Annotated in this window: 20 protein-coding genes; 13 read left to right on the top strand and 7 right to left on the bottom strand. The window is 55.3% G+C overall.

Translation table 11 applies throughout. The features are described from left to right. Window positions 1-59 precede the first annotated feature (59 nt). Together PAG01S_RS02975 and PAG01S_RS02980 are read right to left on the bottom strand one after the other, a co-directional pair. Window positions 60-1,382: an MFS transporter gene (locus PAG01S_RS02975; protein ID WP_010670137.1), complete on the bottom strand. Its 1,323-nt coding sequence runs from the start codon at window positions 1,380-1,382 to the stop codon at window positions 60-62. Between the two features lie 191 nt (window positions 1,383-1,573). Then, window positions 1,574-2,587 carry a GT-D fold domain-containing glycosyltransferase gene (locus PAG01S_RS02980; protein WP_033757620.1) on the bottom strand — a complete coding sequence of 338 codons (1,014 nt, stop codon included), beginning with the start codon at window positions 2,585-2,587 and terminating at the stop codon, window positions 1,574-1,576. 668 nt (window positions 2,588-3,255) lie between these two features. Here PAG01S_RS02980 and PAG01S_RS02985 point away from each other — a divergent pair. From PAG01S_RS02985 to PAG01S_RS03015, 7 genes are all read left to right on the top strand, one after another. Continuing rightward, the gene (locus tag PAG01S_RS02985; RefSeq protein ID WP_010670139.1) at window positions 3,256-5,613 is read left to right on the top strand and encodes a membrane-bound PQQ-dependent dehydrogenase, glucose/quinate/shikimate family; all 2,358 of its coding nucleotides are present in this window, start codon (window positions 3,256-3,258) and stop codon (window positions 5,611-5,613) included. Window positions 5,614-5,922: 309 nt separating this feature from the next. After that, entirely contained in the window at window positions 5,923-6,903 is a 981-nt protein-coding gene (locus PAG01S_RS02990; RefSeq protein ID WP_010244956.1) for a TIM barrel protein, read from the top strand. Window positions 6,904-6,958: 55 nt separating this feature from the next. Continuing rightward, window positions 6,959-7,999, top strand: coding sequence for a sugar ABC transporter substrate-binding protein (locus PAG01S_RS02995; RefSeq protein WP_062757638.1), 1,041 nt, complete (start codon window positions 6,959-6,961; stop codon window positions 7,997-7,999). Window positions 8,000-8,015: 16 nt separating this feature from the next. After that, a complete protein-coding gene (locus tag PAG01S_RS03000) occupies window positions 8,016-9,518 on the top strand; it encodes a sugar ABC transporter ATP-binding protein (protein ID WP_062757640.1) in 1,503 nt (500 codons plus the stop codon). A 32-nt stretch (window positions 9,519-9,550) separates the two neighbouring features. Further along, window positions 9,551-10,522 carry an ABC transporter permease gene (locus tag PAG01S_RS03005; protein WP_010244946.1) on the top strand — a complete coding sequence of 324 codons (972 nt, stop codon included), beginning with the start codon at window positions 9,551-9,553 and terminating at the stop codon, window positions 10,520-10,522. After that, the gene (locus tag PAG01S_RS03010) at window positions 10,522-11,379 is read left to right on the top strand and encodes a MurR/RpiR family transcriptional regulator (protein WP_010244943.1); all 858 of its coding nucleotides are present in this window, start codon (window positions 10,522-10,524) and stop codon (window positions 11,377-11,379) included. The genes PAG01S_RS03005 and PAG01S_RS03010 overlap by 1 nt, the downstream gene beginning before the upstream one ends. Before the next feature lie 2 nt (window positions 11,380-11,381). After that, complete coding sequence (locus tag PAG01S_RS03015) at window positions 11,382-12,242, top strand: PfkB family carbohydrate kinase (protein WP_050679535.1); 861 nt, start codon at window positions 11,382-11,384, stop codon at window positions 12,240-12,242. Between the two features lie 41 nt (window positions 12,243-12,283). Here PAG01S_RS03015 and curA read toward each other — a convergent pair whose 3' ends face one another. Further along, window positions 12,284-13,315, bottom strand: a complete 1,032-nt coding sequence (curA, locus tag PAG01S_RS03020; RefSeq protein ID WP_010244937.1) for an NADPH-dependent curcumin/dihydrocurcumin reductase — start codon at window positions 13,313-13,315, stop codon at window positions 12,284-12,286. 433 nt (window positions 13,316-13,748) lie between these two features. Here curA and PAG01S_RS22380 point away from each other — a divergent pair, with 433 nt between their 5' ends. From PAG01S_RS22380 to PAG01S_RS03030, 3 genes are all read left to right on the top strand, one after another. After that, the gene (locus tag PAG01S_RS22380; protein ID WP_022625658.1) at window positions 13,749-13,892 is read left to right on the top strand and encodes a hypothetical protein; all 144 of its coding nucleotides are present in this window, start codon (window positions 13,749-13,751) and stop codon (window positions 13,890-13,892) included. A gap of 121 nt (window positions 13,893-14,013) precedes the next feature. Further along, window positions 14,014-14,109: a hypothetical protein gene (locus PAG01S_RS22770; RefSeq protein WP_376712858.1), complete on the top strand. Its 96-nt coding sequence runs from the start codon at window positions 14,014-14,016 to the stop codon at window positions 14,107-14,109. 120 nt (window positions 14,110-14,229) lie between these two features. Further along, window positions 14,230-14,748, top strand: coding sequence for a hypothetical protein (locus tag PAG01S_RS03030; protein WP_031292951.1), 519 nt, complete (start codon window positions 14,230-14,232; stop codon window positions 14,746-14,748). Here the strand turns inward: PAG01S_RS03030 and PAG01S_RS03035 are convergent. After that, window positions 14,741-15,490: a DeoR/GlpR family DNA-binding transcription regulator gene (locus PAG01S_RS03035; protein ID WP_062757646.1), complete on the bottom strand. Its 750-nt coding sequence runs from the start codon at window positions 15,488-15,490 to the stop codon at window positions 14,741-14,743. The genes PAG01S_RS03030 and PAG01S_RS03035 overlap by 8 nt on opposite strands. Window positions 15,491-15,573: 83 nt before the next feature. Between PAG01S_RS03035 and PAG01S_RS03040 the strand changes: the two genes are divergently transcribed. Next, on the top strand, window positions 15,574-16,158 hold the full coding sequence (locus PAG01S_RS03040; RefSeq protein ID WP_010670144.1) for an NUDIX domain-containing protein: 585 nt from the start codon (window positions 15,574-15,576) through the stop codon (window positions 16,156-16,158). A gap of 43 nt (window positions 16,159-16,201) precedes the next feature. Here PAG01S_RS03040 and PAG01S_RS03045 read toward each other — a convergent pair whose 3' ends face one another. Beyond that, entirely contained in the window at window positions 16,202-17,302 is a 1,101-nt protein-coding gene (locus tag PAG01S_RS03045) for an NADH:flavin oxidoreductase/NADH oxidase (RefSeq protein WP_010670145.1), read from the bottom strand. Window positions 17,303-17,566: 264 nt separating this feature from the next. After that, on the bottom strand, window positions 17,567-18,316 hold the full coding sequence (locus PAG01S_RS03050) for an SDR family NAD(P)-dependent oxidoreductase (RefSeq protein WP_062757648.1): 750 nt from the start codon (window positions 18,314-18,316) through the stop codon (window positions 17,567-17,569). Window positions 18,317-18,468: 152 nt separating this feature from the next. Here PAG01S_RS03050 and PAG01S_RS03055 point away from each other — a divergent pair, with 152 nt between their 5' ends. Continuing rightward, window positions 18,469-19,392, top strand: coding sequence for a LysR family transcriptional regulator (locus PAG01S_RS03055; protein WP_062757650.1), 924 nt, complete (start codon window positions 18,469-18,471; stop codon window positions 19,390-19,392). 14 nt (window positions 19,393-19,406) lie between these two features. Here the strand turns inward: PAG01S_RS03055 and uraH are convergent, their stop codons facing one another. Continuing rightward, window positions 19,407-19,829, bottom strand: a complete 423-nt coding sequence (gene uraH, locus PAG01S_RS03060; protein ID WP_010244915.1) for a hydroxyisourate hydrolase — start codon at window positions 19,827-19,829, stop codon at window positions 19,407-19,409. Window positions 19,830-20,570: 741 nt separating this feature from the next. On the opposite strand from uraH, the gene PAG01S_RS03065 reads away from it, so the two are divergent. Beyond that, the gene (locus PAG01S_RS03065; RefSeq protein WP_062757652.1) at window positions 20,571-21,590 is read left to right on the top strand and encodes an alpha/beta hydrolase; all 1,020 of its coding nucleotides are present in this window, start codon (window positions 20,571-20,573) and stop codon (window positions 21,588-21,590) included. Window positions 21,591-22,615: the final 1,025 nt, after the last annotated feature.

Genomic DNA, 22,615 nt, shown 5'->3' on the forward strand with positions numbered 1-22,615 from the left:
GGACTGTTACTCTTCGCGGGTGTGTGATCACCCGCGTGTCAGGAAATCCTCTTTTAAGATCAGGCGGCAGAAACGTCCGCTGCGCCGGTCTGCGCCTCTGCCACCAGCGGCTTCTCCGGTTGCAGCAGCGTCATTGCCAGCATACTGCCAAAGGCGATCAGCGCGGTGACGGTAAACATCGCGTTGTAGCCGTAATATTCCGCCAGCCAGCCGCAGAGCATCGGAGAGATAATCGCTGCCAGATTGGCTATCGCCAGCGTCATGCCGCTGTAGGTACCCACCGACGCTTTAGGGGTGACATCAATCACCACCGACCAGTAGACATTGTTTACCAGTGCATTCAGCGCATTGCCCAGGGTCATCAGTGCAATAATCCCGGCAGCCGACTGCACATAGGGGATCGCCATAAAGCAGCAGGCGGTGCCGCACAGCGTGACGGCGGCAAACAAGTTGCGCGCCAGACGCAGATTACGGAAGCGAGCCAGCAGGGCATCGGCAATGCGACCGCCCAGCAGCACCGTGATACAGGCGCCGCTCCACGGGATCATCGCGACGTACCACAGTGAGTGCAGGTCGTAATGGAAATTATCCTGCAGATATTTCGGCATCCAGGTCACCAGGGTAAAGGTGATGTAGAGGAATGAGAAGTAGCCCAGCGCGTTGCAGACCAGGGTGCGGCTGGTAAAGAAGCGCCACCAGGGCAGTGGTACGCTGTCGCCCGCGCTGCGGCGCTGACCGGTCTGGATAAGCTGACGTTCTGCGGCATTGGTATGTGGACTTTTCTCCGGGCTGTCGCTGAAGGTGCGGGCAAACAGCGCCATCGCCAGCAGGGAGAAAACACCGAGCAGGATAAACATCATGCGCCAGTCATGGGTCAGCAGCAGCAGGCCCACCGCAATCGGGGCGGTCAGCAGCGCGCCAACCTGGGTCGAGAGCAGGCCGATGCCCAGCGCAAAGCCGCGCTCATTATCGGGTGCCCAGTGAGCAATCGCCTTGTTCATCAGCGCATAGGCCGGGCCTTCGGAAAAACCAAACATGATGCGAAGGGCAGCAAAGCCCATAATGGCGGATCCGCCAAACAGCGCCATGCCCAGTTCCCCCGCCCAGGCGGTGGCGATCTCCAGCAGCGACCAGAGTACGCCTGCCAGCAGCCAGACTTTTTTCGTGCCGATACGGTCGGCAAGAAAGCCGCCACACAGCGAACCAAACAGATAGCCAAAGCCAAAGTAGCCCAGCACGGCACCGAGCTGGACTTTGCTGAAGTGATACTCCGCCGCAATGGCGTTGGCCGCAAACGACAGGGCGCCGCGATCGATATAGTTGATCAGGGCGATCAGGAACAGCAGTGAAAATATGGTGTAACGGTAACGGCTGGTTGTCATCTCACTTCTCCTGATTAAATGTCTCAGGAGAGCAGAAGCAAAATTGATGCCGGAAAGGGTATTTATCCGGCAAACCGCGGACAAGCACAGAATTCGGGCCCCTGAGCCCGCTCCGAAGGGGGTTAACTGATCCCGCTAATAATTCGCCTGCGCTTCAATGCGGTGCAGCCGCTGCCTGTCGGTGGTGAGGCTCAGGCGGCGTTATGATGGTTGGGGCTGACGTGTGGCAGCGGGATAACCACGGCTTCCGTGACTGCTTCTGTATCAGCCGTCCCGACCTGGGGTATTTCGCCAACGTGTTGTAAAATCTGCTGCTGATAAGTCGCATCTGCCACCGTAGTCTGTTCACTCAGCAGTACGCCCGCCTCATTGACGTTTTTTCCGTCCACTTTTATTTTGCTGGTGGCACTGGCCAGCATCCACTCATATTCAATATCGACGTGGCCGCTATCAATACAGCGGATACCGTGCTGACTTAAATCATATGCCAGCACGGTTGCGGTCGGCCCTAATGAAATCAAGACCAGGTCAAAGTTGACGGCATTCTTTAAAACGGTATCAAACAGACGATCATAGACGGAAAAGGCATTACGGTTCAGCGTCGTAATACGTTTCACTTCGCTGGCTCCCTCCAGTAAATCATTGCCTAATCCCAGGCGCGTTCCGCTGCCTTCCACAATTAATACCCGGCGGCCCTGATAGAGCTGTTTAAACTTATCAAATATCGTCCGGGATAATTGCTTGCCTTTATAATCGTGATAGGGACGGGTCACCGAGGTATTTCCATACTGGTACTGTTTATTCAGCAGACCCTCATAATATTTAAAATAAAATGATTTATGGAAGAACCAGAACAGGGCCGACCCGCCCCGCATATTACGGGTGGTACGAAAGGCATCCGGCAGACAGATCAGACAGTTCGGGTTGGCTCCTGAATCCTGCTGCAGCAAGGCTTTGAGTCGTGCAGAGAGATTCGGGTCAAATGGCTGAAAACCGATATTTTTATACCAGGTCATTTCCAGTTCACCGTCGCCATAACGGGCCAGAGATAATTGTGGGTTACGTAATAACAGATCGACAGTCTCTTCTATCGACATAACGGAATAACGCTTTACCCGTGCCTGCGCGGCAGGATAGCGAATGGCAGCATTAAGAAACTTAAAAGGGAAACGAAACTTGCGATAAATAGCGTGAAGTGCGGTCATAGTTAACCTGCCTGGTTTATTGCTGCCAGAAAAATCCCGCCTGCTGGCCGGATAAACGAATATAAGAGAGCTGATATATATCACAGATAAAATAAGCGTCATGCTACGGAATATCTGAAATCGTTTTCATCGGCAAAATCCCTTTGTTCATTAATCTATTTCCTGAGTGTTATTTTTCAGGAAAATAATAAAAAACGCGTTCAGGCTGGCACAATTAAATCATTTGAACAGCAGCGACACCGCACCAGCGTTGATGAAGCCGCCAAGAATAACAGCAGGGCAGTAACATTCCCGATTTCAGCAATAAGAGTTATTTCACAACAGAGTTAATAAACCATTATGATTATTTGACTCTGAAAATCTTTCGTCGGGCACACTTTAGCTGGCGTTACAGAAGGGCGGCTTGTCTGTTAATTAATCGCCTTTGAACAAAAGGTGCGGTCGTTAGCAGCCTATGGTTAATTTTTTGTGATGGATATCCCGTAATCAGCCCTTCAGAAAGTAAAAAAAGCGGCCTGACCGCATTAACAGGTGACATTTATAATAAATATTTCTAATGATTAACGCTTATACACGTTTTTACATATTTCGTGCGTAAGTTAAAATCTCGTTGAATTTATGTTTCCAGCTTAACCTTTCAATTGCCGCTAATGACCCGAGGATGGATCATGATCAATAAAATAACCAGTATAATCATGGTGATATTTGCTATCGCCCTGATTTACATGGGAGGACAACTCCTGCTTGCAGGAGGCAGCGCGTTCTATGCGCTGATGGGCGTGGGCGTTCTGCTCAGCGCGATTCTGCTGTTGATGAACAAACGCAGTGCGCTGACGCTTTATGCGCTGCTGATGTGGATCACTCTGTTCTGGACTATCTGGGAAGTGGGCTTCGACAAATGGCAGTGGATCCCGCGCGGCGACCTGTTTGGCGTGCTGGGTCTCTGGCTGGCGCTGCCGTGGGTGGTGCGTCCGCTCTATCAGGGGCAGCGTCGTTTCCATCCTTTCCTCGGGGGTTCCGTCGTCCTGATGGTGCTGCTGGTCATCGGTCTCTGCTTCTACGATCCGCTACCGCAGCAGGGCGCCATTAATACGCCGCGCAACGCCTCTGCGACCGGCGGTGCCGCTGAAGAGTGGAGCGCATATGGCGGAACCACAGATGGCCAGCGCTTCTCGGCGCTGAAGCAGATCACTAAAGATAACGTGAAAGATCTTGAAGTGGCCTGGACCTATCACACCGGCGACCTGCGTCAGGGTGATGATGCGACCGAATACACCTTTGAAGCGACACCGCTGAAAGCCAACGGCATGCTCTACTTCTGTACGCCGCACAACGAAGTCCATGCTCTTGACCCGGAAACCGGTGCGGTGAAGTGGAAAACGACGCCGGATAAAAACCGCTCTTATCTGCAGCAGCACCAGACCTGTCGTGGCGTGAGCTACTTCGATGCCGGTCAGCAGGCGCAGGCGCAGACGGGCGCATCGCCGGCCATCTGCCGCAAGCGTATCTTCAATGCCACCACCGATGCCCGCCTGCTGGCGCTGGATGCCGATACCGGTAAAGCCTGTGCTGACTTTGGTGACAACGGTGTGGTGAATCTGCGCGCCAACATGGGCGAGGTGCGTCCGCACGCGCTGATGCAGACTGCCGCGCCACTGGTGGCGGGCAACCTGGTGATTGTCGGCGGTTCGGTGATGGATAACGGCTTCAACAGCGGTAACCCATCAGGTGTGATCCGTGCCTATGATGCCGTCAGCGGTCGTCTGGTGTGGAACTTCGATCCGGCTAACCCGGATAACACCGCACCGGTCGCTGAAGGGGCAACCTATCCGCAGGATACCCCGGTCGCCTGGGCCACCCTGAGCGCCGATCTGAAAAACGGCCTGGTCTATGTGCCGTTTGGTAACGCCTCGCCGGATGAAGTGGGACTTGAACGCGATCCCGCCAGCAACACTGAAAAATTCCGTGATGCGCTGGTGGCACTGGATCTGAAAACCGGTGCGTTCAAATGGCGTTATCAGAGTTCGAACCACGACCTCTGGGATCGCGATAACCCGTCACAGCCGTCGCTGGTGGACATCAACTATCAGGGCAAACCGCAACCGGCGGTGATCCTGCCGACCAAAACCGGCAACCTGTTTGTGCTGAACCGCCTGACCGGCGAACCGGTTTATCCGGTAGAGCAGGTTAAGGTCTCCACGGATGGTATTAAAGGCGAGCAGTATGCGGCGACTCAGCCGGTCTCAAGCCTGAACTTCATTCCGCAGCCGCTGACTGAGAAGTCAATGTGGGGCATTACGCCGTTTGACCAGATGGCCTGCCGCACCACGTTCCGTGAGCTGCGCTATGACGGTAACCCGTGGACGCCACCAACGGAGAAAGGCTCGCTGATCTTCCCGGGCAACATCGGGGTGTTTAACTGGGGTTCAGTAGCGGTTGATCCACAGCGTCAGATGCTGATTGCGGCACCGGTACGCCTGGCTTACAAATACAACCTCATCAGACGCACGCCGGAAACCGAAACCCAGCGTACCTTCACCAAAGATGGTACGCCGTACTGGAATGAGAACTTCCACGGTGACTACGCTATCCACATCCAGCAGATGGCGTCAGGTCTGGGTATTCCCTGCATCGCGCCACCGTGGGGACGGATGGTCGGTGTGGATCTGACCACCGGCAAAACCGAATGGCTGCGCCGCGTCGGCACCACCAAAAACCTCAAAACCAGCTTCCTGCCTGGCCGCTTCCCGCTCGGTTTCCCGATGGGGATGGTGGCGCACGGCGGACCGCTGCTGACGGCGGGTGATCTGGTGTTCCACGGCGCAACGGCAGATAACTTCTTCCGTGCTTACGACAGCACCACCGGCGAACTGCTGTGGCAGACTGAACTGAGCGCGGGTGCGCAGGCCACACCATCCACCTTTATGGGCAAAGATGGTAAGCAGTATGTGGTGATTGCCGCGGGCGGCCACGGCTCGCTCGGTACCACGGCGGGCGACAGCGTTGTCGCTTTCCGTCTGAAGTGATTTTTTAAAAAAACCGACCTGCTGAGCGCCGCCCTGGCGCTCAGCTTTTTTTTAAGCTTCTGTCTGCCAGATCTCACGCCCGGCTTCGCGCGACAACCCGTTGTATTTCATCTTAATTCTTTCATCTCCGCATTCACATCATCTGATAACGCATCGAAACCATTTCGTGACAGCGCTCCCGGTTTAATGATTTCTCCTGCCTGACAGACTTGCGCATTAAGCCGCGAGGCGTAGATTAATATATGACTTCACAATTAATCGTGAATACGAAAAGTACTTCACAATACGCACTCTGAAGGATTGATGCTCATGTCGGAACTGAAATTTGCTACCCGTCTTAACTCTTTCGCCTCGGGGGCGCACCTCTACTGGCCCGATCAGCAGGGCAAGCCCTCTGTGCTGCAGATGGTTGCCCGTGCAGGCAAGGTCAAAGGCTTAACGCATCTCGACCTCAACTTTCCGCAACATCTCACCAGCGATATCCCCACACTGCGCCAGGCGATCAGTGATGCGGGTCTGGCCGTTAACGGTATGCAGATGCGCTGGGACGCGCCACAGTTCAAAATCGGCGCGTTTACCCATCCCGACGCGAAAGTGCGTCGCGAAGCGATTGAGCTGACCAAACGGGGCATTGACGCGGGTCGGGAATTTGGTTCACGGCTGATGACGCTGTGGATGGGGCAGGACGGTTTCGATTACTGCTTCCAGGCGGACTATAAGAAGATCTGGGAGGATGCGGTCAGCGCCGTGCGTGAAGTGGCGGAGTATGCACCGGACGTTGACGTCAGCATCGAATATAAACCCAATGAGCCACGCGCCTACAGCATCTTTCCCAACGCCACCACCTGTCTGCTGGCCGTGGAAGAGGCGGGCTGCGCCAACCTGGGGATCACCCTGGATTTTGCTCATGTACTGTTTGCCAATGAGATCCCGGCTTACGCCGCCGCCATGGTGGCGCGCCGCTCACGGCTGCTGGGGCTGGACCTTAATGACGGCTGGGGCAAGCGTGATGACGGCCTGATGGTCGGCTCAGTTAACCCACGCGCCACGCTGGAGTTTCTCTGGCAGATGCAGCGTGATGGTTATCGCGGTGCCTACTACTTCGATACCTTCCCGGATGCCAGCGGTCTTGACCCGATCCGTGAGGCAGAAAGCAATATTGCGACCGTGACTCGTCTGCTGAGGCTTTGTGACCAGCTGCACGACAACGCGGCGTTACTGGCGGCCATTGAGCGTCAGGATGCGGTGGCCTCTCAGCAGATCGTCAATGACATCATGCTGGCGCGCTGACAGCCGATTAATCATAAAAACATCACATCTCTACCCAACACCCTGAGAATAAAAAATGAAAAAACGCCTGCTTTCTCTTATCGCCTCCTCACTGCTCTGCAGCACGGTTTATGCGGCAGAACTGGCACCGCTGCAATCCGATACTGAACCGGATCGCACCGACTGGACCCAGCTCGACACCAAATATGGCGCACTGCCAAAAGTCGATAAGTCGCTGAAGATTGGCGGGGTATCGAAAACCCTGACCAATGAGTACTGGCGCTCACTCGGCCAGGGCTACCAGAATGCGGCGAAAAAGTATGGTTTCACTGTCGCTTATCAGGCGGCGGCCAATGAAGACGATCAGCTCGGTCAGCTCTCCATTGCGGAAACCCTGATCTCGCAGGGCTTTAATGGCCTGCTGGTTTCGCCGCAGACCGATATCAACCTGGAGCCTGCACTGGAGAGTGCCAATAGTAAAAATATTCCGGTGGTTAACGTTAATGATGCGGTAATGCCGAATGCGCGCTACTACGTCGGCAACGTCCAGAAGGACAATGGCGTGCGGGTAGCGAAGTGGTTTATGCAGCACCATCCGCAGGGCGGCAAAGTGGCGGTGATTGAAGGGCAGCCAGGGGTTTATGCCGCCGGACAGCGCACCCGTGGCTTTAAAGAGACGCTGGACAGCGCCGGGAAGTTCACCATCGTGGCCAGCGTGCCCGCTAACTGGAGTCGCGAGCAGGCCTTTAACGCCGCATCGACCATTCTGCAGCAGCATCCTGATTTAATCGGCTTCTACGCCAACAACGACACCATGGCGCTGGGCGTGGTGGAGGCGGTACGCGCGCAGAACAAAGCGTCACAGGTGGCCATCTTTGGCACTGACGGCATTTCCGATGCCTACGCCTCGATTAAGCGCGGCGAGCTGACCGGCACGGTCGACAGTTTCCCGGTGCTGACCGGTGAAGTGGCGATGGACGTCATTATCCGGCTGATCAATGGACAGAAACTGTCGCGCGTTGTCTCGACACCCCAGGCGCTGATCACCAAAGAGAATGTCGAGGCGTTCTCAACCAAAGACAACAACCGGTTGCGTCAGCTGCTGGCTCAACAATAAGTCAGCGGGAGCGGGTATGGAACAGTTTCGCTTAATGATGCGTGGCATCAGCAAAAGTTACGGTAACGCCGCCGCGCTGCAGAATGTCGATTTCTCAGTGCGGCCCGGCGAGGTGCACGCGCTGATTGGGGAAAATGGCGCGGGTAAGTCGACGCTGCTGAATATCCTCTCCGGCGTTCGCGGTGCGGACAGCGGGGAGATCAGCGTCAATGGAAACCGGGTGCAGATCCGCAGTCCGCTCAGCGCCCGTCAGGCCGGGATCGCGATGATCCACCAGGAGTTACAGCATGTGCCTGAGCTTTCCGTGGCGCAGAACATGTTTCTGGGTCGCCCGCTGACCCGCGCCGGAGGCTGGTGGGTGGATAAAAAGGCCCAGCTGGCGCGGGCTACCCTGATTCTGAAGACGCTGGATCCCACTATCGATCCCGATACGCCGATCAGGAACCTCAAGGTATCGCAGCAGCAGATTGTTGAGATTGCCCGGGCGCTGCTGGATGACGCCAAAATCATCGCCATGGATGAGCCGACCTCCAGCCTGACGCCACGCGAATTTGACCGGCTGGCAGAGCTGATTGGCGATCTGAAGTCGACCGGCGTCTCGCTGATCTATGTCTCGCACAAGATGAATGAGATTTTCCGGGTCTGCGACCGCGCCACCATTATGCGTGACGGAAAGCAGGTTGGGGTGGTCAACATCAGTGATGAGGATGAGGAGAGCATCGTCGCCAAAATGGTCGGACGGAAGATCGACAAGCTTGACCATCAGGCCTTTGTCACCGATCGCGAAGTGCTGCGGGTAGAGGATCTGACGCGTGGCAATGAGGTGGTGGCGGCAAACTTCAGCGTTCGTGCGGGCGAAGTGCTGGGCATTGCCGGACTGGTCGGCGCGGGGCGCACCGAACTGCTGAAGCTGATTGCCGGTATCGACAGGCGCACCCGTGGCACGGTGAGCGTCAACGGTGCCGCGGTGAAGAACCACAACGTGCGTGCGGCGATCAAAGCGGGCATTGGCCTGGTACCTGAAGACCGCAAAAAAGAGGGCATTATCAAAGAGCGGGCGGTGAAGATGAATATGGCGCTGCCATCGATGCACCGCTTCACGTCGGCGGGGCTGATGAACCAGGCCAGGCTGGACCGCGAGGCGCTGAAGGTCATGGGCGACCTGAAACTGCGCCCGCTCGACATTGAGAAAACCATCGGCACGCTGAGTGGCGGCAATCAGCAAAAAGTGATCATCGGCCGCTGGGTTGCGGCGGATGCCAATGTGTTTCTGTTTGATGAGCCGACGCGCGGTATCGATATTGGTGCCAAGTCTGAAATCTATCACCTGATTGAAAAACTGGCCCAGGCGGGCAAAGCCATTGTGGTGGTGTCGTCAGAAATGACCGAGATCATGCGCATCTCCGATCGGGTGCTGGTGATGCGCGAGGGCCGGATAACCAAAGAGTTAACCGGCAGCGCGATCACCGAAGAGAACATTGCCCGTTATGCCATTAAAGATATCGACCAGACCGCCTGACCGCTTACCTGACACTATTTAAGGTTATAACTATGACAACTCAGACATCTACCGGGCCGGGTACCCGACCTGCGCTGCGGCTTAAATTTAATCTGCGTGATGCCGGTACCTTAATTGGCTTACTGATTATCGTGGTGACATTTTCGTTTCTGTCGCCGGTCTTTTTCACCCTGCCTAATCTGCTGAATATTCTGCAGCAGTCCTCAATCAACGCCCTGATTGCACTGGGCATGACGCTGGTGATTATCTCCGGCGGGATTGACCTCTCGGTCGGCCCCACGGCGGCGCTCTCTGCGGTGCTGGGTGCAACCCTGATGGCATCGGGCGTGCCGGTGCCGCTGGCGATCCTCGCGACGCTGGGTGTGGGCGCGATGTGCGGGCTGTTCAGCGGCACACTGATCGCCTATGCCGGGCTGCAGCCGTTTATTGTGACGCTGGGCGGCCTGTCGCTGTTCCGGGCGATAGCGCTGATCTACACCGGCGGCAATCCCATCTTCGGTATTCCGCTGGAATTTCGCAGCCTGATTAACAGTACGCTTTTCGGTATCCCCACGCCGATTGTGATTGTGGCAGTGATTGCGCTGCTGCTGTGGACGGTGATGAATAAGACCCCGCTGGGGGAATATATTCTGGCGATTGGCGGCAATGAAGAGGCGGCGCGGGTCGCAGGTGTGCCGGTTAAGCGCACCAAGGTCACGGTCTATATCTTCTCCGGCTTACTGGCCTCACTGGCCTCGCTGATTCTGATTGGTCGTCTGGGGGCTGCCGAACCGACCATCGGCAACCTGTGGGAACTGGATGCGATTGCGGCGGCGGCCATTGGCGGTGCGTCGTTAATGGGCGGCAAGGGCAGTATCTTCGGGACGCTGATCGGCGTGGTTATCCTCGGTGCATTGCGTAATGGCTTGACCTTACTGAACATTCAGGCCTTTTACCAATTGCTCGCTACCGGCCTTATTATTATCATAGCGATGTTGATTGACCGGGCGACCCGAGGCAAGTAATGAAGCAAGATCCGCGAGCCATTGGCGCTCAGATTCGTATGCGTTTGCCCCAGCTGACGCCGTTAGAACGTCGGGTAGCTGAGGCGATAATTGCCCGAACCGACATTACCGAGCAATCCTCATTAAAGGAGATTGCGCGGGAGAATAATGTCTCTGAAGCGATGATCGTTAAGATTACCAAAAAACTTAACTTCACCGGCTTCAGGCATTTCAGAAGTGGCCTGATCTATTACAACCAGTCTGAAGTGGCAGGGCTGCATGCGGAAATTGAGCCGGATGATTCGTCGGAGCAGTTGCTGGCCAAAGTTTTCAGAACCTCTATCCAGGCGATTGAAGAGACTTTATCGATTCTGGATGTTTCTGAATTCAATCGTGCGGCGGACATTATCTTTAAAGCGCGTCATATCGATCTCTACGCCGTGGGCGGTTCTGCCGCCGTGGCGCGGGACCTGTCACACAAGATGCTGAAGATTGGCATTAAGTCGACTGCCTATGACGACGCCCACATCATGCTGATGTCAGCCGCCGTGTTATCTGATGACGATGTGGTTATCGCCATCAGCCATTCGGGTGCTACGCGTGCGGTGAACGATCCGGTCAGACTGGCGGGGAGGAATGGCGCGAAAGTTATCGCCATTACCAACTATGCCGAATCCCCGATCGCGAAGAGTGCGCATGTGGTCCTCAATTCAACCTCTCAGGGATCGCATCTGCTGGGTGAAAACGCCGCGTCACGCATCGCCCAGCTCAATATTCTGGATGCGCTGTTTGTCGCTATCGCCAAGAAAGATCTGAAGCGGGCGGAGAAGAACCTGATGAAAACCCAGCATGCGGTTCAGGATCTGCGGGAATTCTAGCTATGAGCAAAATTGCAGTCACCGGCAGTCTTCACTACGACATTATGCTGGATGCACACCATCGCCCGGAAAAAGGCGAAACGGTGATGGGCAGCGCCTGTCACTATAAGTTTGGTGGCAAGGGGGGGAATCAGGCCGTCGCAGCGGCACGCGCGGGTGCCGCAGTGCGCTTCGCCGGTTCAGTGGGGCGCGATCAGCAGGGGCAATTCCTGCTGGATCATCTGCAGCAGGCCGGGGTCGATTGCACCGCCGTCAGCATCATTGATGCGCTTCCCTCCGGGATGAGCGTGGCGATTACCGATGCCGAAGGAGATTACGGTGCGGTGGTGGTCTCCAATGCCAATCAGCAGATCCCGCTGGAGACCTTTGAGCAGCCCGGCTTCTGGCAGGGGGTGTCGCTGCTGGTGCTGCAAAATGAAGTCCCGGAAGCGGTGAACCTCTGCGCGGCCCGGGCAGCACAGCAGCGGGGGATTACGGTCTGCGTCAATGCCGCGCCCGCCCGGCCGTTGTCAGCCGCGTTTGAAAACTGTATCGATCTGCTGGTGGTGAACGCCATTGAAGCGCGCGATATGTGCGGGATTAGCGTGCAGGATCTGACGTCGGCGCGCTCAGCGGCAGAATCGCTGGCCAGCCGGTTTGCCAGAGTGGTGGTTACCGCTGGTGAACATGGTGTGGCTTACAGCGAGGCGGGAGAGACGCATACACTGGCGGCGCAGAAGGTGACACTGGTGAGCACCCACGGTGCCGGGGATTGTTTTGTCGGCGTGTTGTGTCAGCGCCTGAGTAGCGGGGTAACGCTGGCAGAAGCGGTGAGTGCGGCAAATCGTGCAGCTGCCGAACACGTTTCCCGGCAGCCGCACTGATTAATGGCGTGCCACGTCAGTGACGCGGCACGCTAACGTCATCAGGCGCCGACGTTCACCACGGTTTTACCAAAGTTTTTGCCATTCAGCATATCGATAAACGCCTGTGGCGCGTTCTCTAATCCTTCAATCATGTGCTCGCGATAGTGGATTTTTTTGTTCTCCACCAGCGGACGCATCGCCTCCAGGAACTCAGGGTAACGGTCACCATAATCCTGGAAGATGATAAAGCCCTGCATACGGATACGGCGTTTCAGAATGCCCGCCATGATCAGAGAGGTTCTGTCCGGGCCTTGCGGCAGCTCACGCTGGCTGTAAGCCGAGACCAGACCACAGACCGGCACGCGCGCAGCGGTGTTCAGCAGCGGGAATACGGCATCAAACACTTTGCCGCCGACGTTTTCGAAGTAGATATCGATGCCATCCGGGCAGGCGTTTTTCAGCTGCTCTTCAAAGTCGGCGCTGTGGTGATCGAGGCAGGCATCAAAGCCCAGCGTATCGACCGCGTAACGGCATTTCTCTTCACCGCCCGCCACACCAACGACACGGCAGCCTTTCTGTTTACCCAGCTGGCCGACCGTTGCGCCCACCGGACCGGTTGCGGCGGCAACGACCAGGGTTTCACCCGCTTTCGGCTGACCAATATCCATCAGACCCATATAGGCGGTAAAGCCTGGCATACCGAGAATACCCAGCGCCCATGAGGGATGAGGCAGATCGTTGCCCAGCTTCGCAATCTCTTTGCCATCGGAGACGGCATATTCCTGCCAGCCGCTCTGCGCCAGCACCCAGTCACCGGTCTTGAAGTCACTGTTTTTCGATTCGGCGACCTGACAGACGGTGCCGCCCACCATCGGCTGATCCAGCTCTGCCGGCGCGGCGTAGGATTTACCCTCGTCCATCCGCCCACGCATGTAGGGGTCGAGCGAGAGATAGATGGTTTTCAGCAGTACTTCACCCTCTTTGATTTCCGGGACGGGCTGCGCCACATGGCGGAAATTCTCTTTGGTCGGCTCACCGTGTGGGCGTGAAGCCAGTAACCAGGCATGGTTCTGGGTTGCTTGTTCAGTCATATTGTCATCCTTTTATAGCCGGGCAATGCTCAGGGCATCGCCTTATGAATACCGGTAAAGTGTAGATGACAGCGGCGGGAATGCGTTTAGCGCTGTGAGCGGTAAGCTGATTTACCGATAACAGGGCATAGGGTGCTAACCACGGGGACACAGCGGATGCAGGACCCTTCGCGTCATGGGTTCAGGCTGATGGCTGTTCACATCCGCTTGCAAAAAACGGGCAGGCGGGTCATCAGCAGTGCGGCATGCCACGCATCCAGGTCAGAGAGAGGCGACTATAATTACGCTTCACCACAAGACTTACAGGTCCAGGGCATATTTTGCGATTGCCGAAACAGAGAAGCTAAAACGCTTCTAGACCGGGTTTTACAGCATCCGCCCCGTGATGTAATGTATGAAGTGAATACCGCCATAGGCGAAGGAGGAAGAGGTTATGTACTCAAAACACGATATTTCAACCCTGAAAAAAATGACAGTTGCAGAGCGTAAAGCGGAAGCAATGCGTCAGCTCAAAGAATCTTTTGATCTTGCGGAGCGCTCAGGCACCGTGCGTTCACGCGAAGCAAAGGCTGGTTGACTGTCAGCTTCCTCCAAAACCCGCTAAGGCGGGTTTTTTTATGCCTTTAATCTGTATCAGGGTTCTACAAAAGCAACACCGAAAGAGTTAATGGCTCCATGGATGACAGAGGATTCCTGCATTGAATCCTTACTGGGATCAACGGGGCGTGACATTTATCGACAGGGATGGTTATCGTGTTGTTATCCAGCATGCAGCCTGTCAATCCGCAAACTGACCTGTACCGGAGCTCACCCTGAACATTCTTTGTTTTCACACCGCGGCCAGTAATATCGCGATATTTGATGATGCCGCCAGCGCACTGACACATGACAATCCACCGCTGAATCATCTGGTGATGCCTGCGCTGTTGGCAGAAGCGGAACGCAGCGGCGGGATGACGACTGCGTTACGCCGCCGTATTGCCCAAATGATTGAAACGCTGCTGCCGCAGTTTGATGCGGTACTGATCACCTGCTCGACGCTGGGGCCGGTTGCCGGTGATTTCAGCGCACAGGATCGGGTTATGCGCACCGACGGGATGTTGGCGGAGGCGCTGCAGCGTCAGGCAGGGCGCACAGTCGCGCTCTGTGCGGCAGAATCAACGCTGGCGGTGACGCGGGCACTTTTCTGTCAGCCCGGCAGCCAGGTGGAGGTCGCGCTGGTGGAGGGAGCGTGGGCGGCGTTTAAAGCGGGGGAGACAACACGCTATTTTGCATTGATTGCGGCTGCAGCAGAGCAGTCTTATCAGCAGGGAGCCGTTGCGGTGGCCCTGGCGCAAAGCTCAATGACGCCAGTAGCACAGCAGTTTCCTGACACACCGCGACCATTGACCGGTCCGCATCTTGCGCTGCAGGCCTGTTACGAACTCAGATGACCGTCACACCTTGCTGGCTCAGTGCCTGTCGCAGCGCCTCGTCCGGCTGCGTTTCCACGACCAGCGTGCTGGCCAGCGACAGGTCGCCTATGGCAAATGCCGAGGCGGAGTTCAGCTTTTCCGCTGACGCCAGCACCACGGTTTCCGCTGCGCGTCCTGCCAGCGCACGCTTGACCGTCGCCTCTTCGAAATTACCGGTGGTCAGGCCTGCCGCCGGATGCACGCCGGTGACGCCCATAAAAAAGAGATCGGCATTGATGCGGTTGATCGACTCCAGCATCGCTGCGCCCACCGTCACCACTGAATGTTTATAGAGCTGCCCGCCAATCAGTATGATCTCCACGAGTGGATGATCGGCTAACGCCAGCGCCACGCTGGGACTGTGCGTGACCGCGATAAAGCTCAGCGTGGCGGGTAACAGTCGCACCAGTTCCGCGCTGGTGGTCCCGCCATCAATCAGTACGATCTGTCCCGGCTGGATCAGTGAAACGGCTTTTTGCGCAATAACCTGTTTGGAAGCAGTCTGCACGCTTTTGCGCGTTTCAAAGGTGGCCAGCGCAGCGGAAACCGGCAGCGCGCCGCCATGTACCCGCTGCAACAATCCTTCAGCCGCCAGTTCACGCAGGTCGCGGCGGATAGAGTCTTCGGATAGGCCAAAGCGCTGGCTGAGGTCCCGCGACTGCACCTGTTTTTCCTGGGCGAGCAGGGCAAGAATCGTCTGTTTTCGCTGGCTGGATAGCATAACTGGCCTTTGCATGTTTTTTCTTGAATTTGCACGATTGTGCATGATAGCGTGATGGCTGTCTACCTATCCTGGAGAGCATCATGCAGCAGAACCATCCCCGCGTGCGCATCATCAATGAGCAGTTGCTGTCAGACAACTGGTATACCCTGAAAAAATATACGTTCTCGCTGCTGCGTCGTGACGGCCGCTGGCAGGAGCAGAGCCGTGAAGCCTATGACCGCGGAAATGGCGCAGTGATCCTGCTCTACAACCGTGACAAACGTACGGTGGTACTGACCCGTCAGTTTCGCTTTCCTATTTTCCTGAACGGACATGATGGCTTTCTGATTGAAGCGGCCGCCGGTCTGCTGGATAACGCCTCGCCGGAAGCGCGTATTGTTGCCGAAGCCGAAGAGGAAACCGGTTTTCGTGTCAGCCATGTGCAGAAGGTGTTTGAAGCCTTTATGAGCCCCGGTTCGGTTACTGAAAAACTCTACTTTTTTATTGCCGAGTATGGCGATCAGCAGCGTAGCGGTGAAGGCGGCGGAATAGCGGAAGAGGGTGAGGATATCGAGGTGCTTGAGATCGGTTTCGACCAGGCGTTACAGGCGATTGACCAGGGTGAGATTGTGGATGCCAAGACCATCATGCTGCTGCAGCATCTGCGGCTGAAAGGCATTTTATAAGAGAACGGGCAGACCGCATTAACGGCGGTCTGCCCGTTAAAGCTTACTGATCCTGCGTCAGGATGCCTTTTACATCGTGCGGTTCAGAACGCAGATACTGTGGCGGAACCTGGACTTTACCATCCAGCGCAGCGGCTGCGTGCCACGGCCAGCGCGGATCGTAAAGAATACCGCGCGCCAGCGCCACCAGGTCAGCTTCACCCTGTTGCAGCAGATCTTCTGCCTGCTGCGGCTCAGTAATTAAGCCGACCGCAATCACCGGAATCGACACCTGCTCACGAATATCGCGGGCGAACGGCACCTGATAGTTGGGTCCGACGCTGATTTTCTGATCTTCCGACAAACCACCACTTGAGACATGAATATAGGCACTGTTCAGCGCTTCCAGCTCACGCGAGAAGGCGATTGACTGATTGATCTCCCAGCCGCCTTCGACCCAGTCAGTGGCGGAAATGCGCACGCCTACCGGCACGGAAGCGGGTACGGCATCGCGAACGGCTTTGAAGACCTCCAGTGGGAAGCGCATACGGTTTTCCAGCGAGCCGCCATATTCATCACTGCGCTGATTCGACAGCGGCGACAGGAACTGATGCAGCAGGTAGCCGTGTGCGGCATGCACTTCGATGAGCTGAATTCCCAGACGCACCGCACGCAGGGCGCTGTCGACAAAGGCCTGTTTTACCCTCGCCAGATCGTCAGTGTGCATGGCAACCGGTTTCACTTCATCCGCGCTGTAGCTCAGTGCGGACGGAGCCACGGTTTGCCAGCCGCCGGCTTCAGGCGCAATCTGCTTACCGCCTTCCCAGGGTACGGCACACGACGCTTTGCGTCCCGCATGGCCCAGCTGAATACCAACCGGAATAGAGGAGTAGCGGCGGACATCTTCCAGAACCGTTTTCAGCGCAGCTTCATTATCATCATTCCACAAACCGAGATCGCCTGGGGAGATGCGACCAATATCCTCTACGGCGGTGGCTTCAATAATCATCAGACCTGCGCCGGAAAAGGCCAGCTGGCCAAGATGGATACGGTGCCAGGCGGTCGCATTGCCCGCCTCAGCGGAGTACTGGCACATCGGCGCAATCACAATGCGGTTATCCAGCGTAAGTTCGCCCAGCGAGACAGTGGAAAAAAGTTGGCTCATGTTATCTCCATGGTTTTTATGACTGACGTGACAGGCAATAACTATAGCGGGGGATTTGCCAGGCGGGTGTTTCTTCAACGTGACATTTTATGACGGCGTGCCGGATTCAGGTTACAGATCAACGCAGCCTGCTGCCTTTGACAGGGGTTATTACGTTAACGGTTCAGCCAGGCGCAGCTTTGCTGCTCACGCCCGGCGAACCGGGATTCTGCGTACCGGATAAGGACAATCACCAGGGTCTGATATTCAGCTACAGGGTCACTCTCAGACCTGTGCCATTCCGCCATCAACGAACAGTTCTGCCGCATTGATAAAGCTGGCGGCATCCGAGGCGAGAAACGCAACGGTGCGGGCAACCTCCTGCGGTTCACCCAGGCGACCAAGCGGTATCTGTGCTGCCAGCGCATCAAACAAGCCCTGACGCTGATCTTCACTGACCAGATCACCCAGCCCAGGCGTACGGACAGGGCCGGGGCTCACGACATTGACCCGGATTCCGCGATCTTTCAGATCCAGCGCCCACGAACGGGCAAAATTGCGCACTGCCGCTTTACTGGCGCTGTAGACGCTAAAAGCCGCAGTACCCTGCACTCCGGCAGTCGATCCGGTCAGAATTACCGATGCGCCATCAACCAGCAGAGGCAGGGCTTTCTGGACGGTAAACAGCACGCCGCGTACGTTAGTGCCAAAGATACGGTCAAAATGCTCTTCAGTAATCGCCCCCAGCGACAGCATGTCGCCGCCCCCGGCGTTGGCAAAGAGAATATCGAGGCGTCCCGCCTGCGCTGCAATTCGCGAGTAAACCTCATCGAGATCGTGCAGCTGTGAGGCGTCTGCGCGGATGCCGCTGACGGTTCCGCCGATTTCAGCGACGGCGGCATCCAGCTCCGCCTGACGACGGCCGGTTATAAAAACCTGTGCGCCCTGTGCCGCCAGCTCCCGGGCGGTAGCCAGGCCAATTCCACTCGTTCCGCCTGTAACCAGTGCAATTCTTCCTGCGAGTGATGCGTTCATAAGTTCTTCTCCGGATAGTCTCTTAGACAGTTTGGGTTATTCCCGGTCAGCGGGGCTGCCGGACTGATTGCTACTGTAAGAGAGGAGGATTGGCGGATAAATCCGCTAAAATGAAAATGACTATCCACACGGGTGGATAATAGGGAGATAGAATGGATCAGCTGCTGGCGATAAAAGCCTTTTCACGGGTGGTGGAAAGCGGCAGTTTTACCCGGGCGGCGGACTCGCTGAATATGCCGAAAGCGACGCTGAGTAAGCTGGTTCAGGAGCTGGAAGCGCATCTTTCCGTCAGGCTATTGCAGCGCACCACCCGACGCGTAACCGTCACCGCAGAAGGGCGTGAATACTATGAGAAAGCGCTGCGCATCCTGCACGATCTCGAGGATATTGATGCCTGTTTCAATTCACTGCGCAGTAAGCCGCGTGGGCAGTTACGCATTGATGTCGGCGGATCTACCGCCAGGGACGTTCTGATTCCGCTGCTGCCTGATTTCTTTGCCCGCTATCCTGATATTACGCTGGATCTGGGCGTATCCGATCGCCCGGTCAATCTTATTAGCGACAACGTTGATTGTGTGATCCGCGGCGGTCCGCTGGTCGATTCCTCACTGATTGCCCGTCTGATAGGGCACGCTACGCTCATTACCTGCGCGACACCCGCCTACCTTAAAGCGTTTGGTGTGCCCGCCTATCCTGATGAACTGCGCAACGGACACCGGCTGGTGAGTTATCTCTCGCCGCAAACCGGCAAGCCATTTCCGCTTCGGTTCGAACGTCAGGGAGAGAAAATTGAGATCACCAGTGCGCATCGCATAGGCGTCAATGAAAGCAACGCGCATCTGGCCGCGGGACTGGCAGGGCTTGGGATCATTCAGACATTTAATTATTCGCTGTCGACGATTCTGCGGCAGGGAGAAATGGTTGAGATCCTGCACGACTGGCGTCCGGCGGGTTATCCGTTTCATCTGGTTTATCCGCAAAACCGGCACGTAACGCAACGGCTACGGGTATTTATCGACTGGCTGGTGGAGTGCTTTCCGGCGCGGGTAGCGGGAGAGGGGAAATCCGGCACCTGAGTGCCGGATCGGGATCAGTTGCCGCGATAGGTAGAGTAACCAAACGGGCTCAGCAGCAACGGGATATGGTAGTGCTCACCGCTGGCCTCCATGTTGAACTCAACCGGGATCTCCGGGAAGAAGGTTTTCTGGTTGTTCTTTTTATAGAAGTCACCGGTTTTAAACACCACGCGGTAGCTACCCGCACTGGCTGTTTTGTCCTGCGGGAACAGGGCGCTGATGCGACCATTGTTATCGGTGACGCCTGATGCCAGTTTCACCCAGTTATCCTGCTGCTTCTGATCCAGTTCAACTTCGATGCCTGCCGTTGGCTGGCCAGTTTGCAGGTTAAGAACGTGCACGCTCAGTGGGTTTTTAGCGGTAGCAGGCTGAGCAGCGATAGCGGATGCGCCAGAGGTCATCAGTAATGTTGCGATCAAGGCATATGAAGTTTTCATCAATGTTTCCTTTATTGATTGTCTGAAGTCGGGTGACAGTGCAGAGAGAGTAATGCGCCTGAGGGCAAAGAGATATTTAGCCGCAGGAAATGTGAAATTTCTGAGAAAGAAGGAAAATTTCTTTAGTTACATCATACAGTGTTTCTGCTTAATCATAGTCCAGCACCTGTGCAGTCATAGCTAATCAGGGAACAGAGGCACCAGATGAAATCCTCTCTGAATTCAGCAATAAAACAAAGCCTGGCCCCTGGCGGGCAACGTAGCGATAGCAATCCTCTGATCTATCCACAGAATCGTCTCGTCAGTTATCAACTACCGTATATGTATCGACTCACGGGCGGGCTGCTTTCCGTCGCGAATGACGTGAGAATGTGAATCCGGCACGTCTGGTCAGCGAGCCGGATACGTACAAAGGTCTGACCGAGACAGGGTGTATAACCGAACGGACTCAGCAGCGGCAGCGGGATAGGGTAGCGAGCACCGTTGGCGTCCATGCTGAACTTAACCAGAAAAAAACTCTATGCTTTTAACTTTTTTCAGGTGCTCAGGCGCAGTGCTTAATTGCTGAAAATCGATACAGATAGCAGCAAAGTAGTCTGTTAATGACGAAAATAGTCAGAGAGGGTAAAAGCTTGAGATAAATAGTGTGCTATTTAGTAGTTTACAATCCAGGTTCGCCGTGTCATTGTCCTGCCAACCAGATAGCACACTACTTAATAGCAAGTTAATTGGAACCCTGTGATGAAAATGAAACTGATCGCCAGTGCATTATTGTTAGCCAGCCAGATGAGTACCGCGTTTGCTGCACCCACTGAAAACAGTCCGCAACCGACCGCAGGCGTGGCCGCTTTCCTGAAGGCGCTCAACAGCGGGAGTGGTAAACCGATTGAGCAACTCTCCGTCAAAGATGCCCGAGCGGTGTTGACGGGGGCGCAGAAGGGCGCAGAACTGCCGCCGGCACAGATTTCACAGAAGATCATTACCGTACAGGGCAAGCCTCTGACGCTGACCATCGTTAAGCCCGAGCACGCCAGCAGCACCTTGCCGGTGTTTATGTTCTTCCACGGCGGTGGCTGGGTGCTGGGCGATTTTCCGACCCATGAGCGACTGGTACGTGACATGGTGAATGCATCCGGCGCTGCTGCGGTATTTGTCAATTATCAACCATCGCCAGAAGCCCATTTCCCGGTGGCAATTACTCAGGCTTATGACGCCACTAAATGGGTCGCCGAACATGGCGCTGAAATTGGCGTTGACGGAAAACGTCTGGCGCTGGTTGGTAATAGCGTTGGCGGTAACATGGTGGCGGCGGTTGCCTTGCAGGCGAAGCAGTTTAAAACTCCGGCCATCCGTTATGATGTGATGCTGTGGCCGGTTACCGATGCGCGTTTCGATACCGCGTCGTATGATCAATTTGCTGACGGACATTTCCTGACGAAGAACATGATGAAGTGGTTCTGGGATAACTATACCGTTTCGGACAAAGATCGTAATAACATCCTGGCATCACCGTTGCGTGCCACCACTGAACAGCTGAAGGGGCTGCCGCCAACATTGATTCAGACTGCAGAGCTGGATGTGTTACGTGATGAAGGTGAAGCGTTCGGTCGTAAGCTGGATGCAGCAGGCGTGCCGGTTACCGTAACGCGCTACAATGGCATGATTCATGATTACGGTTTGCTGAACGCGTTAAGTCAGGAACCCACGGTCAGAACAGCTATTAATCAGGCGGGTGAAGAGTTGCGTTCGCATCTCAACTAACTGACCGGTCATGAAACCAACCCCGAACCGAATCGTCGTTCGGGGTTCTTATCGGTCAGTAAGTTTGAAGGAATCAGTTCGAAGACGCAGGGCAGTGCGATTGCCGGAACACCAGGAAAGAACGGAGCAGTATCCAGCCGATAAGTGCGCTGTTAATATCTCATTTAACATAATATACATTATGCGCATATTGATTATGATCGGGAGCGTGATGCTCTATTGTATGGTCTGCTCACCATTTTGGGCTGATCCTGACTGTTTTACTCTTTACAGCAAAATCTGTCAGAAACGATCACAATGTCTGCCTGACCTTGTTACTGTCGCTTATTCTGTTCCGAAACTGAAATAATGTGATGCTACGTTATTCAGCATGGCTTTCCCTGCGGGACATCTTCTTCAGCGACTCTACACGCTATCCTCTCATCAACAAACCTGATATCGGAGATTTGCAGCCGGACGATGCAATGACGACTTCGCCCTTTGCGGCTGGCTGGATGCACTGCTGCGCATTCTGACCGTTTCTCTGCTCAGGTGCTTTGCACAACTTAAGCAGTGACGTCGCTACGTGAAAATTAGCGCATTCATCAGGGCTTGTCGGCCACAAAAATGCTGTAGAGGCGTCTATGCATCACCGCTTTATGTTCATCCTCGTTGTCTGCCGTGCGTACCACTAAATTGTCGTAAACGCGTCCACGTGTAACTACGCTTTCTTCACTCTGTTCCTTGCCAGGTTAATCCTGTAATGAGCAAGAAAGCCTGAGTCAGCTTTCTGCTGGCTGTCTGGTCAGCCGGACTCATACCGGCTATTCGCATTGCGATTGCAAGGCAGTCAACGCAGCGCAGTGATGCTTTTGCCCTGAGCATTGAAAATAAGAGCCAGTGACATCCGGTCGTTTTCAGCACTATCAGCGACACGCAAAATGAGGTGTAACGTCCCTGCTCTGTCCTGTCATCCAATAACTATCTTGTATAATCTGACAAAAAAGCAGAACGTAAATTTCGCACAGCAAGAATGATTCTTCGTA

Origin of the sequence: Pantoea agglomerans NBRC 102470 (assembly GCF_001598475.1) — a bacterium.
Classification (GTDB): domain Bacteria; phylum Pseudomonadota; class Gammaproteobacteria; order Enterobacterales; family Enterobacteriaceae; genus Pantoea; species Pantoea agglomerans.

Bases quoted from the DNA above. Each gene is read 5' to 3' on its own strand.
- PAG01S_RS03030 (WP_031292951.1), top strand. From the start codon at position 14,230: ATGCCTGCGCTGTTGGCAGAAGCGGAACGCAGCGGCGGGATGACGACT.
- PAG01S_RS03050 (WP_062757648.1), bottom strand. From the start codon at position 18,316: ATGAACGCATCACTCGCAGGAAGAATTGCACTGGTTACAGGCGGAACG.
- PAG01S_RS03015 (WP_050679535.1), top strand. From the start codon at position 11,382: ATGAGCAAAATTGCAGTCACCGGCAGTCTTCACTACGACATTATGCTG.
- PAG01S_RS02975 (WP_010670137.1), bottom strand. From the start codon at position 1,382: ATGACAACCAGCCGTTACCGTTACACCATATTTTCACTGCTGTTCCTG.
- PAG01S_RS02985 (WP_010670139.1), top strand. From the start codon at position 3,256: ATGATCAATAAAATAACCAGTATAATCATGGTGATATTTGCTATCGCC.
- PAG01S_RS03045 (WP_010670145.1), bottom strand. From the start codon at position 17,302: ATGAGCCAACTTTTTTCCACTGTCTCGCTGGGCGAACTTACGCTGGAT.
- PAG01S_RS03010 (WP_010244943.1), top strand. From the start codon at position 10,522: ATGAAGCAAGATCCGCGAGCCATTGGCGCTCAGATTCGTATGCGTTTG.
- PAG01S_RS02990 (WP_010244956.1), top strand. From the start codon at position 5,923: ATGTCGGAACTGAAATTTGCTACCCGTCTTAACTCTTTCGCCTCGGGG.
- PAG01S_RS03055 (WP_062757650.1), top strand. From the start codon at position 18,469: ATGGATCAGCTGCTGGCGATAAAAGCCTTTTCACGGGTGGTGGAAAGC.
- PAG01S_RS02995 (WP_062757638.1), top strand. From the start codon at position 6,959: ATGAAAAAACGCCTGCTTTCTCTTATCGCCTCCTCACTGCTCTGCAGC.
- PAG01S_RS02980 (WP_033757620.1), bottom strand. From the start codon at position 2,587: ATGACCGCACTTCACGCTATTTATCGCAAGTTTCGTTTCCCTTTTAAG.
- PAG01S_RS03000 (WP_062757640.1), top strand. From the start codon at position 8,016: ATGGAACAGTTTCGCTTAATGATGCGTGGCATCAGCAAAAGTTACGGT.
- PAG01S_RS22380 (WP_022625658.1), top strand. From the start codon at position 13,749: ATGTACTCAAAACACGATATTTCAACCCTGAAAAAAATGACAGTTGCA.
- uraH (WP_010244915.1), bottom strand. From the start codon at position 19,829: ATGAAAACTTCATATGCCTTGATCGCAACATTACTGATGACCTCTGGC.
- PAG01S_RS03035 (WP_062757646.1), bottom strand. From the start codon at position 15,490: ATGCTATCCAGCCAGCGAAAACAGACGATTCTTGCCCTGCTCGCCCAG.
- PAG01S_RS03005 (WP_010244946.1), top strand. From the start codon at position 9,551: ATGACAACTCAGACATCTACCGGGCCGGGTACCCGACCTGCGCTGCGG.
- curA (WP_010244937.1), bottom strand. From the start codon at position 13,315: ATGACTGAACAAGCAACCCAGAACCATGCCTGGTTACTGGCTTCACGC.
- PAG01S_RS03065 (WP_062757652.1), top strand. From the start codon at position 20,571: ATGAAAATGAAACTGATCGCCAGTGCATTATTGTTAGCCAGCCAGATG.
- PAG01S_RS03040 (WP_010670144.1), top strand. From the start codon at position 15,574: ATGCAGCAGAACCATCCCCGCGTGCGCATCATCAATGAGCAGTTGCTG.